10 protein-coding genes are annotated in these 16,387 nt (G+C 37.3%); all 10 read right to left on the bottom strand.

Annotated elements, in window-relative coordinates:
* Positions 1–12: 12 nt before the first annotated feature.
* The 10 genes from IC221_RS04505 to IC221_RS04460 all read right to left on the bottom strand — a co-directional run bounded on the left by IC221_RS04505 (position 13) and on the right by IC221_RS04460 (position 16,350).
* A complete protein-coding gene (locus IC221_RS04505) occupies positions 13–3,543 on the bottom strand; it encodes a two-component regulator propeller domain-containing protein (RefSeq protein ID WP_188167816.1) in 3,531 nt (1,176 codons plus the stop codon).
* Between the two features lie 102 nt (positions 3,544–3,645).
* Positions 3,646–4,275 (bottom strand): DUF4493 domain-containing protein, encoded by a 630-nt coding sequence (locus IC221_RS04500; RefSeq protein ID WP_188167815.1) that lies wholly within the window; start codon positions 4,273–4,275, stop codon positions 3,646–3,648.
* Between the two features lie 8 nt (positions 4,276–4,283).
* Positions 4,284–5,969, bottom strand: coding sequence for a DUF4493 domain-containing protein (locus IC221_RS04495; protein WP_188167814.1), 1,686 nt, complete (start codon positions 5,967–5,969; stop codon positions 4,284–4,286).
* Positions 5,970–6,235: 266 nt separating this feature from the next.
* Positions 6,236–8,014 carry an arylsulfatase gene (locus tag IC221_RS04490; protein ID WP_188167813.1) on the bottom strand — a complete coding sequence of 593 codons (1,779 nt, stop codon included), beginning with the start codon at positions 8,012–8,014 and terminating at the stop codon, positions 6,236–6,238.
* 5 nt (positions 8,015–8,019) lie between these two features.
* Positions 8,020–9,357 carry a cellulase family glycosylhydrolase gene (locus IC221_RS04485; RefSeq protein WP_188167812.1) on the bottom strand — a complete coding sequence of 446 codons (1,338 nt, stop codon included), beginning with the start codon at positions 9,355–9,357 and terminating at the stop codon, positions 8,020–8,022.
* Between the two features lie 80 nt (positions 9,358–9,437).
* The gene (locus IC221_RS04480) at positions 9,438–10,646 is read right to left on the bottom strand and encodes an AGE family epimerase/isomerase (protein ID WP_188167811.1); all 1,209 of its coding nucleotides are present in this window, start codon (positions 10,644–10,646) and stop codon (positions 9,438–9,440) included.
* 213 nt (positions 10,647–10,859) lie between these two features.
* Positions 10,860–12,068, bottom strand: a complete 1,209-nt coding sequence (locus IC221_RS04475) for a glycosidase (RefSeq protein ID WP_062622133.1) — start codon at positions 12,066–12,068, stop codon at positions 10,860–10,862.
* 189 nt (positions 12,069–12,257) lie between these two features.
* Positions 12,258–14,141, bottom strand: a complete 1,884-nt coding sequence (locus tag IC221_RS04470) for a sodium:solute symporter family protein (protein WP_188167810.1) — start codon at positions 14,139–14,141, stop codon at positions 12,258–12,260.
* A 14-nt stretch (positions 14,142–14,155) separates the two neighbouring features.
* Positions 14,156–15,286 carry a glycoside hydrolase family 26 protein gene (locus IC221_RS04465; protein WP_188167809.1) on the bottom strand — a complete coding sequence of 377 codons (1,131 nt, stop codon included), beginning with the start codon at positions 15,284–15,286 and terminating at the stop codon, positions 14,156–14,158.
* Positions 15,287–15,309: 23 nt separating this feature from the next.
* Positions 15,310–16,350 carry a nucleoside hydrolase-like domain-containing protein gene (locus IC221_RS04460; protein ID WP_188167808.1) on the bottom strand — a complete coding sequence of 347 codons (1,041 nt, stop codon included), beginning with the start codon at positions 16,348–16,350 and terminating at the stop codon, positions 15,310–15,312.
* Between the last annotated feature and the right edge of the window lie 37 nt (positions 16,351–16,387).

The raw sequence follows: 16,387 nt of genomic DNA, 5'->3' as shown, positions 1-16,387 counted from the left end.
CTATCATTTACATTATATTTCAAAGCCTAAAATTGTAATATCGTCTCGTTGTTCCATTTCACCTTGATGGATTCTTAAGACATCCAATAACAATTGATGTTGTCTTTCCAAAGGCATGCGAATGGTTTGATTGAGAATTTTTTCGAACTTCACTGAACCAAATTTCTTACGATCTTCATCACATTGGTCTATGTAGCCGTCAGTGAGTAAAAAGAAGCGATCATCTTTTTTCAATTGGAAATGCTGTTCTGTAAATTTCTTCTCTTTTTTACGTCTTATTCCTCCAATGGAAATCTTATCTCCTACCACTCTTTGCAATTCTTTTTGGTCTGAATAGTAGATGTACATTGAACCTTTTGCTGAAGAAAAGCATAAGTTTTTTTCCTCTCCGTCCTGATCAATTCTTACTATACTCAAGTCCATTCCATCTGTGTTTTTAGAATGCTCTTGCTTCAAAGCCTTTCGGATACCTTCATCCAAATGAATTAAGATAGAAGAAGGGTCTTCGATATTGTATTCGTTGACAATTTTATTCAAGAGTGACATCCCAATCATCGACATAAATGCTCCCGGTACACCGTGCCCTGTACAATCTACAGAAGCGATAAAAAGTCTATTTTTTTCATCTTTTACACTCACCCAATAGAAATCACCTGATACAATATCTTTTGGTTTGAATAAGATAAAATGATTTTGAAAGTAAGACGAAAACTGCTCTGTTATTGGTAAAATGGCCTCTTGCATGGTTTGGGCATAACGAATGGAATCAGTAATGTGCCTGTTTTTCTGCGTAATTTCACCGTTGGCCGTCTGCAATTGTTCGAGCAAGTTAGAGATCTTATTATTCTTATCATTCAATTCCATATTTCTCTCCGAAATCAATTTATTCGTGTTGGATAAATTATCTCTTTGCATCTCCAATTCTTCCGCCTGCTGCTGCACTTCTTCATTGATCATCACAAGGTCATTGTTCCTTTCAGCCAATTCTCTAGTGCGGTCTTTTACTGTCTTTTCTAAGATTTGTTGCTCTCTTTTATAAGCACGAACTTTCCATTTGTAACCCAAGAAAATACTCAACAGTAACACTGCAAAAACGAGTAATCTAAACCACCACGTTTGCCAATAAGGAGGCTGTATGATCAACAAAATTTCCTGCCCTTCCTCATTCCAAAGTCCGTCATTATTCGTTCCTTTTACTCTGAAAATATATTCCCCTGGATCAAGGTTGGTATAGATAGCCTCTCTTTTATCATCAACATAATTCCAACCCTTATCAAAACCTTCCAACCTGTAAGCATACTGATTTTTTTCTGGCGAAATCATATTTAACGCTACAAAACTGAATGTCAATACATTTTGATCATAGTGTAAACTGATTTCGTCAGTGATACTTATGTTTTGTTGCAATATAGTTGAAGTAGAATCCGGCTTGATTTCACGATTAAAAAGTGAAAAACTTGTCAGATAAACATGTGGTTTATAAGGGTTATTGATGATTTCATTAGGGAGAAAAGCATTGGCCCCATTATTCCCTCCAAAAATTAACCTTCCTGCCTTTGTCTTACAAAATGCCATTGGAATAAACTCATTGCCTTGCAAACCATCATCTTTTGTATAGTGCGTTATTTTATTATTCTTATTGTCAAATTTGGAAAGACCACTATTAGAACTTAACCACAATACCCCAAAATCATCCTCTAAAATTCCATGAACGCTATTACTACTCAAACCTTGTTCTTCTCTAAATGCTGTCATCAAGCCTTTTGAATAATGATTGATAGGCTGTTTGAGTTGTTGAGTTTCAATTTTATTCAATCCTCCCGCTGTACCAATCCATATATTTCCAACTTTATCTTCATGAACCGCATACACCCAATTGTGTGTGAGAGAATGACTATCTTTTGTGTCATTCATAAAGTTTACCCAACGGTTTTCATTAGGATAATAAACGGATAAACCACCATAAGTACCTACCCAAATCCAGCCTCTTGAGTCTTCAAAAATATTCAAAGTCCAATTACTAGAAAGCGTCTGATCTTCTTTTCCTTCTTCTCTTTTAAAAGTTTTGAAGGTCTCGTTTTCAGTATCAAAAATTGCAATACCGCCGCCATTGGTCGCTACCCACAATTGCTTTTTACTGTCTTCAAAAATAGCTCTCACATCATCATGAGGAAGGCTCGTTTTATCCCATTGACTATTCTTATAGGTCTTAAAAGTCTTTGTTTTTTTATCAAATTTCGATAATCCACCCAAGTAAGAACCTACCCAAATGTTGTCTTTATGGTCTTCATGAATGGCAAAAACAGCCCACGCTTGAAGTTTGGTAGGATTTCCTGTTTCTGGAACAAAATGTTCGAATTTATTCTTTTTAGTGTCTAAAAATGTCAGTCCACCTCCACTGGTTCCAAACCATAAATTTGTATGTCGATCTTCAAAAATAGCTTGAACGGTAGTGTGATTCAGACTGTTTTGATTCATCACTTCTCTCTTGTAAGTTTTGAACTTTTTGAAGTTCGGTTCTATGTAATCTACCCCTTGTCCGGATACACTACACCACAAGATATTTTGTTGATCATAATGTAAAGAAAGTAAGGCATTGCCAGCGATGGACTTATTGTTCAAGTCATTATTTCGGTAAATTCTAATGATCTGATCCGAATAACTAGACAGTTGGTGAAGGCCATCAGAAGTAGCAAGCCAAATATTCTGAAAGTCATCCATCACAATATCCTTAATACTTGGATGTTTCAGCCCCTGATTAACTTCTTGTAAATAATTGACTTTTTGAGTGGTTGGGTCAATCGCAAAAACACCATTTTGTAATGTCCCAATCAATATTTTTTTCGTACTTACAGGAAGAATTTTGGTGATTTTACTGGCTGTATTTTTTGAAAAATAACTTTTGTTTTGATCTACCGATAATTGTCTGAATATACCTCGGTGGGAATAATAAATACTGAGGTGAAGTCCTTCATGACCTATCCATATATTGCCATTCTTATCTTCGGCTAACGTATTTATGGTTGACAAATGTGGGTGTTGCTGATCTGCTAAATGATGACTGATCAATTGTCCTTTCAAATTAAATTGATAGAGTCCTGCACCTTTTGTCCCTACCCAAATTGTTCCTTTTTGACTTTGGAGAATAGAAGAAATTTCAAACGCAAATGCTTCTGTACCAAATGGCGAACGAGGTATTAATGTCCTAAAGTGTTCTCCATCAGCATTCATTATATGAACATTATGAGTAGTACCCACCCAAAGTTGCTGTTGGTCATCTTCAAAAATAACATTGATATCATTGGTCGATAATGACTTACTTTCCTCTGAAGAGGATCTATAGATTTTCATCTCATAGCCATCGTACCGGTGTAAACCATTTTGAGTACCCAACCATAAAAATCCCTTTTGATCTCTGTAAATATCTTTTACTACTTTGTTCGTTAATCCGGAAGCATCAGAGATATGTTGAAAAGATCTTTCTTGCGAAAAAGAGTGTTGACATAGAAGAATTAAAAAAAGAGTAAAAATAGAGTCTTTCATTTCATGTAATTTTTATAGGTGTGTAGTAGAACTTTTATGAGTTTGTTAATAGGAAAAGCATGCCTCTCAAAGAGAAGCAGCTTTTCAGTAATCTTATAAATTCTAGTATGAAATATTCAGAGTGTATTCAGATTTAGACTCTAAACCTGACACAATTTGTTTATTCTTTATCATCGTTCCATCTTGTTCCTCAATGGTTGTTGAAATGATTAAAGCAGAGCGTTCGGCATAGACCGTTTTGGCAGTTGAGGCATCAATCGTGATTTCATCATGTGTGCTTTGAATCACCGCTGAATAAGACTTTGCAGTACTTGTAATCTGCTCATCAAAGTTGATCATCAGTTTTACATGCTTCAGTGCACAAACGATATCTACTACCGTTTCTTCTCCACTATTTATTGTACACGCTTTTTCTCCATAATAATAAGGGGCATCAAAAGTGAAATAAGGCATTTCTTCCGCACTAAATGCTTTGACTGTATAATTGCCTACTGCCAAACTGATTTTTTCTGGTGCTTCTGAAATTTTCTCATAAGAAAGTACCACTTCGCCAGAGGCATTTTCCACTTTTAAACCGTAGTCATTGAGGTCTTGATTTGTTCTTGCATTTGATCCGAATTGCAATACTAACTGCCCTTCATTTAATTCTTTTTCTAACGTTTGCTTTTCGTTACAGCTTACTATTAATAAGCCTACGAAAAGTGTCATTACTATATTTTTAATGTTTTTCATCGGACTAATTATTTAATAACTGAAACTTTCTTTGATGTATTTTGCAGGCCATTCACACCGTTCACAATACCCTTACCCCAATCGGTCAATGAAGTACCTTCCCAATCCGTTGATAAGTCCAAATACTCCACTCCTCCTGAATTACCTTTCCAAGACCAAGCTAACCAACCAATATTTAGGCGTTCACATTCTGATAAAATATGCTCATACGGAATCTGAATTGGGTTTTCGGCAGTACCTCCGTGCTGGAATCCAAATTCACCCACAATCAATGGCAACTTCATTTCTAACGCTTTTTCCAAGTTAGAAGTGATCGTTGTTTCGTTTCTGTAGCTCTGATACATATGTACTGAGAAAAGAATATTTTTCTGCGGATCATTATCAATGATCTCTTGACCGTAGTCAAAAATTGGTGTCATATCTTGTCCCCAGCCACTTCCGTCAATCACTAATGTATGCTTCAAACCTGCTGTACGCATCATAGTCACGGCTTCTTTATAAGCATCTCTGTACGTGGTGGTTTTACCACTCCATTCGTTGGCGATGTTGATCAAAAGGATACTTTCATATTCTTTCATTACCCCTAAAATGTCAGGTCTTACATAGTATTCTGCCATTTTCAAAAGGTTCTCTTTACTTTCATCACCCGTTACATCATGTAATTCAATCATCGGCACCATGCCTTTCTCAATTGCAGTATTGATCATTTTTCTCAACTGATCCGTCTCCGGTACATTGTTCCATTGGCTCGGTACATAGTTCGTTTGCCAAACCATTCTCACTGTATTGGAATGATATGCCGAAATTGGCGTTAAAGCATTGATGGCTGTATTTCTATTTCCGCTGTCAAACCAGAAATGACCGTTGTTTACTCCTCTTAGAATAAACTCCATTCCGTTGGCATCGTATAGTTTTCCATTTTTTGTAAAGAAACCAATAGAGGTGTTATACTCTGGGCGAGCTTCTCCCTCAATCGGTGTAATCACTATGTCTTTGCTTCCTCCATCTAAAATTGTTTCATCTACAGAAATCACTAATTTTCCTGTTCCTTGATCGATGTCGATCGTCACCGCATAATGTGTCGTCGGTTGAATGGAATTGATTGTGATTTCGGAAGTCAATTGACTCTCTCCCTTACCAATTGTCGCAATTACAGAAAGGTTTCCACTTGATCTGAAATAACCTGCTCTTGTTTCTGTTTTTTCAAAAACTAATTCACCGAAAGAAGACTTCGCAACTGATGAGTACATTCCGAATTGATTTTTCACCAAATCAGAATAGTCTACTGTCACTTTAGAGTTTTGTAATTTACATTCTAAACTAGAGCTAGTTAATTGCTCTGCTTGAATAGAGAAATCTTCTGAAACTCCTCCATATTGAGGGTCGTCAAACCCAAACTGCGCGGAAGAATTGCTCTCACCTTTGGCTTTATACACACCAGAAGGTAGTTCGATTGCTTCGGGCACCGTTTCAATGGAAGCATAAGAAACTACCGTCTTTCCCTCCGCGTCTACAATGTTAACTTTCACTCCGCTTCCTTCACTCTGTAATCTGAATGCAGTCTTTTCTTCTACATCCTCATTGATCGTTACAGCCAATGACAAATTGCCATTCTGTACGACTGGATCTGAAGGGGTGTCTTCTGAAGAACAGCCCATCAGCCCTACTAGAAGTAATAATAAGTTAGTAATCATTTTATGTTCCATAATCAAAAATTGAATTGTAATTTTCTATTTTGTTTATCTTAAAAAGTAGCATTGAGATGCTTTCCTTAAACTGGTTCAAGTCTTAAGCTGTAAGCGTGACTTGGACCTAATTATATGTAAAAAGTCTGTTGACTTTTAGGTCTATTTTCTTTTGCTATAAGTCTACAGACTTATCACAAAATTCAAGCACAAGTGACGCCTTCGGCTAAACACTTGCGCCAGATTCAAATTTGAAAAAACTTACGTTAATCATTCTACAGAGAATCCATTCTCCTACTTACAATCTCCTTCACTTCCAATACACCAGCTCCTTTTTTGTGGATTTTCAGCGTGCAGGTTTTGATTTTGTCAGCAGGCAAAGTGATTGCTCCTAAATCCAAAGTACCCCAGGTTTGTTCTTTGGCCTCTTGCTCTCTCATCACTCTATCTGGAGTGGGTAATGCTATAGGTTTGAAATCTTTCTTGATTTTCTTTTTGATGATTTGATCACCGAATGCCACCTCAATCATATCTCCTTTTACCGCTTTACCAGCATATTTTAATGAAAGATTAAAAGTAGAAGGTTTTACAATTTCGATTGGCCATTGGATCGATGCATCTCCACTGACTAAGAACCAGTCATGTGCCCAACCATTTTCGTTGGCTTTAAATTTCAAGTCTCCTTCTCCACTACTTTCATGAACTGCTAATACCACTCTTGGGCTTTCTTTATAACCCATCGGGATTCTCAAATCAGCAAATCCGGCTGAAGTGACATCAGCATACCACGCTTCAAAAGCTTCTTTCATTTCCTTTGCTTTCTCCGGAAATTGTTCCTGTAAATCTTTCGTTTCTGAAGGATCAACCATCAAGTTGTACAAGCCTGTTTTACCGTATTCGGTTGTATATCTATACTCTCCCTCTCTGACTGCTCCTCTTTCTGCTGTGATTTCAAAACCCGTCATATGGGTGTAAAGCTTTCTTGAGCGAGGTGTTTTATCTTCTAATAAATAAGCACTTAAATCAATACCATCAAACGCTACTTCGCTTGGCTTTTCTACACCTGCTAACCCTAAAAGTGTTGGCATTAAGTCGATGTGTGCCGTCAAAGCACCTTTTTGTTGGGGTTTGATTTTTCCTTTCCATTGTAATGTACAAGGCACCAACGAACCTCCTTCGTGGATGGATGTTTTTCCACCTCTCCATGGTCCATTATAGCGTTCACCTTGGGGGCCATTATCCGTTAAGAAAACAAGAATGGTATTTTCTTCCATGTCGTTTTCTTTCAAATACTGACGGATTCTTCCTACGTTATCATCAATGTTTTTACACATACCATAGATCGTCGCAATTTTCTTATTTTGCTTTTCACCGTATCCAAAATCAATGTCTTTGTACAAGTCATAATACTCATCACCTACTTGGTAAGGCGTGTGAGGAGCATTTAATGGAACGAATGCGAAAAATGGTTTTTCTTTGTTTCTATCAATAAAAGCTAAAGTAGAATCGGTCAATACATCCGTGATATAACCTTTGGTTGGAATCATTTCTCCATTGTATTCCAAAGATGTATCAAAGTAATTGCTCCAGTGTCCTGAAGTAAATCCTAAGAAAGTATCAAAACCTTGTCCTTGTGGATTTTCAGGATAATGTGCTCCATTGTGCCATTTTCCAAAACAACCTGTAGTATAACCCGCAGATTTGAATGCTTCTGCAATTGTCACTTCCTCTGACCTCATATTTTCTCTTCCTCTTGTGACAAAAGAAACTCCTGTTCTCAAATGGTATCTACCTGTCAAAACACTCGCACGAGTAGGAGCACAAACCGGACTTACATAAAAACGGTTTAATACTGCACTTTCGCTCGCCATTTGATCAAAATGAGGCGTTGAAAGGTGTTCATTTCCAGTGAATGAAAAATCTCCCCAACCTTGATCATCTGTCAGAATCACAATGACATTGGGCGGTGCAGTTGGTGTTTGCCCATACACCTTCGGGAGGAGTATGAGCAATATTCCACACAAAACACTCATTGTATTTTTAATAGATTTCATCATCATTATTGAGCGTTTTCAGCAATCACTTTTGATGTTAACCCGTTCATTTTCTTTGCATAATCATCAATCACTTGGATAGTGGATTGGTCTTTATCATATACACCGTACCATCCTTGTGGTTCATGTGGAGGATCTCCTAAGAAATTGTCTCCTTTCTTCCAAAATTCCTTCGGTCTTGGAGGTCTTCCTTCACCTGAGTAAGCCCAGAAATTCATTCCATATATTGGAGCATTTTCTTTGGCTAACTTGTATACTTCATCAAAGACAAAACCGTAGTATTTGTCTCTCCAAACTGTCGTGGCATTTGGTGAGTAATCATCATTATCACGAGCGATTCCAAACTCCTCTAATACTGATGGCTTACCTAATGCTTTTGCATCATTGACATGTTTGTATAAATATTCTCTTACTTTTTTCTTCGTCTCTTCAAACTTCTCTTCTGGTTTTGCAGGATCATACCATCCCCAGTTTTGAGCCCAAATATGAATTGTCACATAATCAATGTCTTTTACATCGCTATCTTTCAAAAGATTAATTCCAGCATCTGGTCCTGGTGAATCACCTTCCGAACCAATAGAAACTAAGTGATTTGGATCTAATGATTTGATCAAAGCAGATGTTTTTGTAATCCATTTATGATACTCTTCCACTTCGCTGTAACCTCTTGGCTCATTGGCCAATTGCCAAGACATGATGGTAGGATCCTCTGTGTATTTTACTCCTGAAACTGAATTTGTTCTTGTGATCAAGACTTTCAAGTGATCATCAAACATTTTTGATGCTTCTTCATTGGCATAAAACTGTTTAGAATAATCCGTGAACTTACTCCATTCTTGAGAAATTTGAGGATAAGGTACTTCTCCTTTTCCTGCCCACTGCAAGTACTGTGGCATACCTCCTGACCAAGTCCAAAAGTTGTTCAATACCATCACTGCTTTCATCTCTCTTTTTCCCATTTCATTTAAGAAAAAGTCCAACCCTTCTAGCACTTCTTTATTGTATTTTCCTGGAGCAGATTGCATTGTTGGATGCACTTGGAATGCTTGGTTTTCATCTCCCTCAGAAGACGCTAAGATTCTCAAGTTTGTAATTCCCATCGCCTTCATTTGATCCAATTCATTGATCAAACGTTGACGGTCTCCTAATTTTTCCATACCGATATTCATACCGTACCAGTAATTGGCACCCATAAAATAGTAAGGTTGACCATTCAGCATTAAGGCTCCATTTTCTATGGTTACAAAGTTGTTTTTAGCGGAGTTGCTTTGCTCCGTGGTTTGCTTTACACATGATACTCCCAATAAGAGCACGAATAGTAATAGTGTATTTAATCTTTTCATTTCATTCATGTTTTTAGAACTCAGATATTTTGCACACCATAGTTTTAACCATGATGTACAAAATTATTCTATGATAATATTTATGTTGTCTGTGCTAATTGTATTTTCTCAAAGCGTTTGATCCCTTCTATACACGCCCTGCCATTATGATAAGGCGCTTTCCAAGGACCAACTTTATCTTCTTCCAAATTAGGAACGTTGTTTTCGTCCACTCTCCACCACCATTCTCCAAATTCTTTATTGATTAAATGGGCTTCCGTGTATTTCCATAGTCGATGTGCCGCTTGCAAATACACTTCATTGTCTGAGTTTTCATAAGCATTGATAAAACCTACCATGGCTTCAATCTGTGGCCACCAGTGTCTATCCGTGTCTGTAATTCCTGAAGGATCACCTTCATTGACAATTGCTCCGTCCTCTGCTATACCTTCTGCTAAAGTCACTTCTGCTATTTTGACTGCCACTTCTTTTACTTTCTCCAAAAGTGTCTCATCACCCAATGCTACAGCCGCTTCCTGAATCAGCCAAGCCCCTTCAATGTCATGGCCATAGCTGATTTCATCTGATTTCAATGTCCATTTTTCATCAAAGAAAAGTTTGAAATGATAAGTATCGTTGTCTAAGATTTTATCCAAGAATAATTCAATTAGATTACGAAGTTGTTGTCCTACTTTTTGATTTTTTGTAGCGATGTATAATGTCGTATAGGCTTCTAAAATATGTAAGTGTGTATTGTTTGTTTTCTTTTCGTTCTTGTCTTTCTCACTTAATCGTAGGTCTTCCATCAACACCCACTCTTCTGTATATGCTTCAAAATAACCATTCAACTCTTTATCAAAAGAATGCTCTTCAATGTCTTGAAAAATATTCAAAGCCAATTCCAATGGCTCAATGATCCCTTTTGCCAATGCGTATTCTGAAAAGGCATAGATCACAAAAGCATTCGCATAAATCTGCTTCTTTCCATCTACTTTATTTCCTAAATAATCGACCATCCAAAACACGCCACCATTTTTCTCATCTAAGAAATTTGCCTTAATATACTCATAAGCATAATCGCAAATTTCCAAATATTTTTTATCTCCTAACTGACGGTATGCTGACGCAAAAGTCCATAAAATTCTAGCATGCATAATGGCACCTTTGTCCGCTTCTGCATTTACTTTATTATCATAGGAAATCTGACCATAAAACCCTCCATTTTTGTGATCTATGGTTTGTTCTGACCAATATTTTAATATTCCGTCTGTCAATTCTTTCTCTAATGCTGTTTTGAACGAGTCTATCATTTTTATCAAAAATTTATGGCTTGTTTGAAGAAAGAAGGAAGAGTCAAAAAAATCTCTCCCCTCTCCATATTCTCTACTAAATGTTTTTCTGAAAATGCCTCTAAATAAGAGGAGTTATGTTGTGATTCATGAGGACGTTTTAATAAAACGTCCCTACTTTACGCGAATCACACTACTATTTTGTACCCTTTATTTTGGTACTTCACTCTTACTTTAAACTGTTTGTCTGTTTGGAATTGTAAGTCCCAATTCCTCTATCATTTTTTCATTTTTCTCTACCATATCATGAATGGTCTGCACTGAAGTTACCGAACGATAACCATCTTCTGGTGTGTTTTTGCAGTAATCCACCAGTTGATCAATTGTTGATGTCGCTACATGCATTCTTGTATCTGATGATGCATAATAGATTTTTACTTCACCACTCTCATCTGCAATCCATCCGTTGGCAAAGGCTACGTTAGATACGTCACCTACTCTTTCTTCACCTAGTGGAGCGATGAAATGACCAGCTGGACGATGTGTTACTTTTGTCGGATCTTCTAGTGAAGTCATGAACATATACAATACATAACGAAGTCCAGCTGCTGTGTTTCTTACGCCGTGTGCTAGATGCAACCAACCTTCGGAAGTTTTGATCGGTGCGGGACCTTGGCCATTTTTCACTTCTTTGATCGTATGGTAGATTTTTGGCTCAATTACTCTTTCCTCTTTCACTTCTGCTTTCTCCATCGAGTCTGTCAATCCCCAAGCGATTCCTCCGCCTGAACCTGTATCAATAAAACCATCTTGAGGTCTTGTATATAAAGCGTATTTTCCATCTACAAATTCCGGATGCAATACAACATTTCTTTGTTGACCTGAGTAAGAAATCAAATCTGGAAGGCGCTCAAAGTTCACCAAGTCTTTTGTACGAACAATTCCTGCTGCCGCTACTGCCGAAGAAGTATCACCTGCTGGAGCATTAGGGTCTTTTCTTTCTGTACAGAAAATACCATAGATCCAACCATCTTCGTGTTGCGTTAGACGCATATCGTACACATTTGTATCTGGCTCTTCTGTTTCCGGCATTAATACGGGCTTATCCCAAAAACGGAAGTTGTCAATACCATTATCGCTTTCTGCTACTGCAAAAAATGACTTTCTATCCACGCCTTCTACTCTTACCATCAATACATATTTTCCATTAAAACGAATGGCTCCGGCATTGAAAGTGGCATTCATACCAATACGCTCTTGAAGATGAGGATTTGAAGTTTCGTTTAAATCAAACCTCCAATATAATGGGGTATGGTCTGCTGTAAGTATAGGGTTTTCGTATTTAGTAAAAATACCATTGTAAGCATCTGCAGGTTGATTTGTTTTACTTAATAATGCTTCTTGTTTTTCAATTAATCCGGTTAATTTCTCTTTAAAGTTCATTGTATTATTCTTTATTTCTTTTTGTCTCTTTTATATGTAATTGTTAGAGCGTGCAACATAGTTAAAACTATGGGCAAGTGGTAAACCAAACAATCAAGACTGAAGTCTTGAAGTTTGGCAACGTAGTCAACACTAAAGTGTTGATGGAGTATTTATTCCCAGCTCATTCTAAGTTGCCTGTCTGTTCATCTAATTCGCCTCTACTAAATCCTTATCTTCAATGCTATCTGGTACTTTCGGTGCTTCCTCAGGAAGTTTGTCATACCAATTTTTCTTTAAGATTAAAGTGGTAATGATCAATATCGCTCCGGTTGAAAGAATACCCATTTCTTCTTTGATCACAATGTAAAGTGGAAGTAATGTCAGCATTGATTGCCATACGATTCCGATCACTACATTGAACATATCTTTTTTGAAATCTTTATTTCCTTCAAAGTTTGGATCGTGTGCCATCACTTTACGTTTGATTGGCCCCCAGAATCCCCAAGGTTTTACGGTCTTGTAGAAATTGATCAATGTCTTTTCTTCCGTTGGTTTCGTCAGCAAAGTACCTGCTACTGAACCGATCAGTGACACTGCAAAAAGTACAGGGAAGTAATACAGTTCTAATGTTTCTTTAAATACTAATGGGAAGATCATTGAAGCGGCAATACCTGCTGCCATTCCCCAGAAGAAGCCATGACCATTGAATCTCCACCAATGCCATTTCAGGAAGTTGGCCGCAATATATCCGCCATATAATGCAGACACAATCCACTGTAATACAGAATTAATATTTTCAACATACAAACCTATGATAGTACTGATCACTACTACCGCTGCAGAAATGATATAACTTGCTCTCATTTGTAGTTTACCACTTGCTTTTGGATTGATATATCTTAAGTAGATATCATTGACTAAGTAAGCGGGTGCGGCGTTGACTGTTGAGGCAAAAGTGGACATAAAAGCTGCTAATAAACCCGCCAATAATAAGCCCATTAAACCTGATGGGACGAATTCCTTGATGGCCATTGGTAAGATGTTTTCAAAATCAAAACCACTGCCCGCCTGATTGATGTCTCCGCTGAAATAAACAACAGCTAAAATCGTGAAACCACCAATCATCAAGTACCTTGGCAAGAACATTACCGCTGATACGAAACCACTCATTTTTGCCGCCTCTTTTGGTGACTTTGTGGATAAGATTTTCTGCATATCAAAGTTTGGTGCTGGACCTGCCATTGAAGCGAAGAATCCTTTGAACAACATCATCATAAAGAAGATAGAGAAAGGTGTGAAACCATCGCTTTCCATTTTTTCATTTACAGAAGGAATGTAAGCCGACCAGTCCATATCCAAATCATAGTTGAATAATGGCGAATCCCATCCTTCGGGTACCATGCCCATCAATGTTTCTGCATCTACTTGGTTCATTGCAATTCCTGCAATCACCAAAGCAGAAACGGTCATGATTCCAAACTGCATTACATCCGTCCAAACAATGGACAACATACCGCCCATTACTACATAAAAAGTTGCAATGGTAGTGAATAAAATACCGTAAGCGTAAGGTACTTGCTCAGCCGTTAGTTCAAATGGCATAAACTGTCCTACATACGACCATGGAATGAAGATTTCGATGAACTTACCAATTCCAATAAATCCGTAAGACAAGAAGCCAAGACAACTTAAGATGGCAAAGAATACCACTACCATATGTGATAGCTTTCCTCCTGTACCATCACCAAAACGAGTTCTGATCCATTCCGCACCTGTTAGTACGTTTGATCTTCTCAACCAGATTGATAAATAAATCATTAAGAATATCTGATTGAAAGCTGGCCATAACCATGGTATCCATACGCTTTTCAAGCCATAAACAAAGCATAAATACACCATCCACATTGTACCCGAAATATCAAACATTCCGGAAGCGTTAGACAAGCCCAACATGTACCATGGCAAAGAGTTACCTCCTAGGAAATACGATTCCATGTTTTTGGAGGCTTGTTTTTTCAGATAAATACCAATCACCACTGTTGATAGCAGATAAAGCCCAATAATGATCAGATCTAAGATTTCGAGTTGCATAATGAGTTCGTTGATTAATTCTCTTTCATTTTCATAAAATCAGACTCTAAGAGGATACTAGGGTCTTCCGTAAATTGGATAAAGTCTTTAGCAGAAGAATGTCCTTTATAAGGTACATAGAAATGATCTCTCTGCTCTTTTTGATAGTTGGCGTTTCTCCAAAGCATCACATAAGCGGCTTTTTTCGTCCATTTATTGTGATTTAATTTTGGAAGCAATTTCTGCGTAAAGAAAGTATCGTCTGTCACTGCCTCTAAACCTGATTCGGTGAAGGCACAAATTTTACGTTTCTCATCAGCAAGCTTTGCTACAATTTCTAATTCATTGATGATCCATTGTTCCCTTGCTTCATCTGCATATGATCTGAATGCACCATAATCATCAAATCCTAAAACATCTACATACTCATCACCAGGGTATCTTTCTAAATATTCCTCTTGCGTTTGGAAAGCATCAGTAGAGTACACATAAATCAAATGGTGAATCTTCTTTTTATCTCTTAAATATTCCACCGTAAATTGCCAAAGCGATTTGTAATCTTCAATCGAAACATTTTTACCACCCCACCAAAACCATGAACCATTGTGCTCATGCCATGGTCTAAAAAGTAATGGAATTTTCTCTCCGTTCACTTCCAAATCATTGACAAAATCGGCGAATAAATCCAACTTCTTGATAAAGTCTTTATGGTATTTTCCACCTTTCAGCATTTCGTGCACCACTCTTGTTGTATCCCAAGAACTTGATTGTTCTTTTAAGTTGATCATGTGCCAGCTTAAAGTAGTCACACCTCCTCTAGCATATGCTTCTTTAATGTATTTTTTGATGTCTTCGAAAAGCACATCATCCAAATTCTTTTCGTTTCCAATTTCACCCATATCCCAGCCATAAAGCCCAGGATAATCACCAGTGACCTGTTTGACATCAGAGTTATTGCCCCACCAATGGTAACCATAAGCCAAGTCATCTTGATGTCCAAAGATTGTCTGCCCGTTTTGAGAAACACTATTTAATTGTTGGTAAAGCGCTATTGTCGCTTTTGTTGCTTTCTTATCATTCGGTTTTGGATCTTCATTCGTATTGGTAGCGTTAGTTCCAATAGAGAAGAAACCATACAGAAAAGAAATAAGTAAAATCTTTTTCATTATCGTATAATTTAAAAAATGCTTTAACTGTTCTCCCTTGCTGCTGGAGAATAAAGTTTGTTTAGTTTAGACAATAGGGACGAAAACATATCATCTCGTCTGAGGATGATGTTCGTTTTACGTTCCTCCAACACTTGATCCGCCAAATCCCAGGAGTTACATGGTTTTCGATAATTCCATTTCTTGGTCTTTGCTCTGTCTACCCAATAATTGGGTCTTTCCACCGGAAACGGTTTGATGTAGTTTCCAGTCCAACCTCCAAATTCTGGGTGATTCACATTGATATTGGAATCAATCAAAAACATGATAGGAATGGCTTCCTCAAGGTTTATTGTTTGTATTTTGCTCTCGGTCAAATATTTTCCCAAGGCTCCGTAGTTAATGACATTGTTGTAATATGCCGTGGGTGCTTTACCCTCTGACATTCCTTTGAAGGCCCAGTCGTTCTCAATCCACCATAAATCTGTAAACCTTTCAAAGATTTCTGTTCTTCCCCATCCGTTCCAGTTTAAGTTGCCACAAACATCCTCGTTGGGAGGTTTGATGCCTGTTCCTACAGAAATTACTCTTATATTTTGAGTAATGTCAGGGGCAAGAAATAATGCTTCTTTAATCGGTTTCATACTTCCCATGACTAATATGTAAAGAGGTGTTTCTCTATTTTGTCTTGAAAGACGTATGATTTTCTTTGTACCTGCATCCTCTCCTTTTACTATAAGTTGTTGGATGGCGTTAGGTGCTGGAAAGTTATTTTCTTGGAAAGAATGTGATGGATTATGGAAATCTTCAGCATAACATTTTAAGATACTTTCCAATTTCTTTTCTCCATAAATGTTAAATTCCTCCATGACTACTGATTGAAGTCTAACATTATTTAGATGCCATAATAAATAGATTAAGGCATGCTCATCAGTAGTAGAAAATGATTCATTATTGATATCGGTAGTAATAATCACATTAGGAATGGTCTGTACACTGATATCCTTCTTCTGCTCTACAGCAGTACACCCTTGAATAAGGGAGTAGGATAAAATTATCAATATATAAGTGTACATTTTTTCCATAATCAGATGTGATTTTATTTCATTTTCCGATAATCAT

Source organism: Flammeovirga sp. EKP202 (assembly GCF_014534745.1).
GTDB lineage: Bacteria > Bacteroidota > Bacteroidia > Cytophagales > Flammeovirgaceae > Flammeovirga.
Note: the sequence above shows the minus strand (reverse complement) of the source record. Positions and strands in the feature narration are given on the sequence as shown.

Coding starts and splice junctions, on each gene's coding strand:
- IC221_RS04505 (WP_188167816.1), bottom strand. CDS start 3,543: ATGAAAGACTCTATTTTTACTCTTTTTTTAATTCTTCTATGTCAACAC.
- IC221_RS04460 (WP_188167808.1), bottom strand. CDS start 16,350: ATGGAAAAAATGTACACTTATATATTGATAATTTTATCCTACTCCCTT.
- IC221_RS04480 (WP_188167811.1), bottom strand. CDS start 10,646: ATGATAGACTCGTTCAAAACAGCATTAGAGAAAGAATTGACAGACGGA.
- IC221_RS04490 (WP_188167813.1), bottom strand. CDS start 8,014: ATGAAATCTATTAAAAATACAATGAGTGTTTTGTGTGGAATATTGCTC.
- IC221_RS04475 (WP_062622133.1), bottom strand. CDS start 12,068: ATGAACTTTAAAGAGAAATTAACCGGATTAATTGAAAAACAAGAAGCA.
- IC221_RS04485 (WP_188167812.1), bottom strand. CDS start 9,357: ATGAAAAGATTAAATACACTATTACTATTCGTGCTCTTATTGGGAGTA.
- IC221_RS04470 (WP_188167810.1), bottom strand. CDS start 14,141: ATGCAACTCGAAATCTTAGATCTGATCATTATTGGGCTTTATCTGCTA.
- IC221_RS04465 (WP_188167809.1), bottom strand. CDS start 15,286: ATGAAAAAGATTTTACTTATTTCTTTTCTGTATGGTTTCTTCTCTATT.
- IC221_RS04500 (WP_188167815.1), bottom strand. CDS start 4,275: ATGAAAAACATTAAAAATATAGTAATGACACTTTTCGTAGGCTTATTA.
- IC221_RS04495 (WP_188167814.1), bottom strand. CDS start 5,969: ATGATTACTAACTTATTATTACTTCTAGTAGGGCTGATGGGCTGTTCT.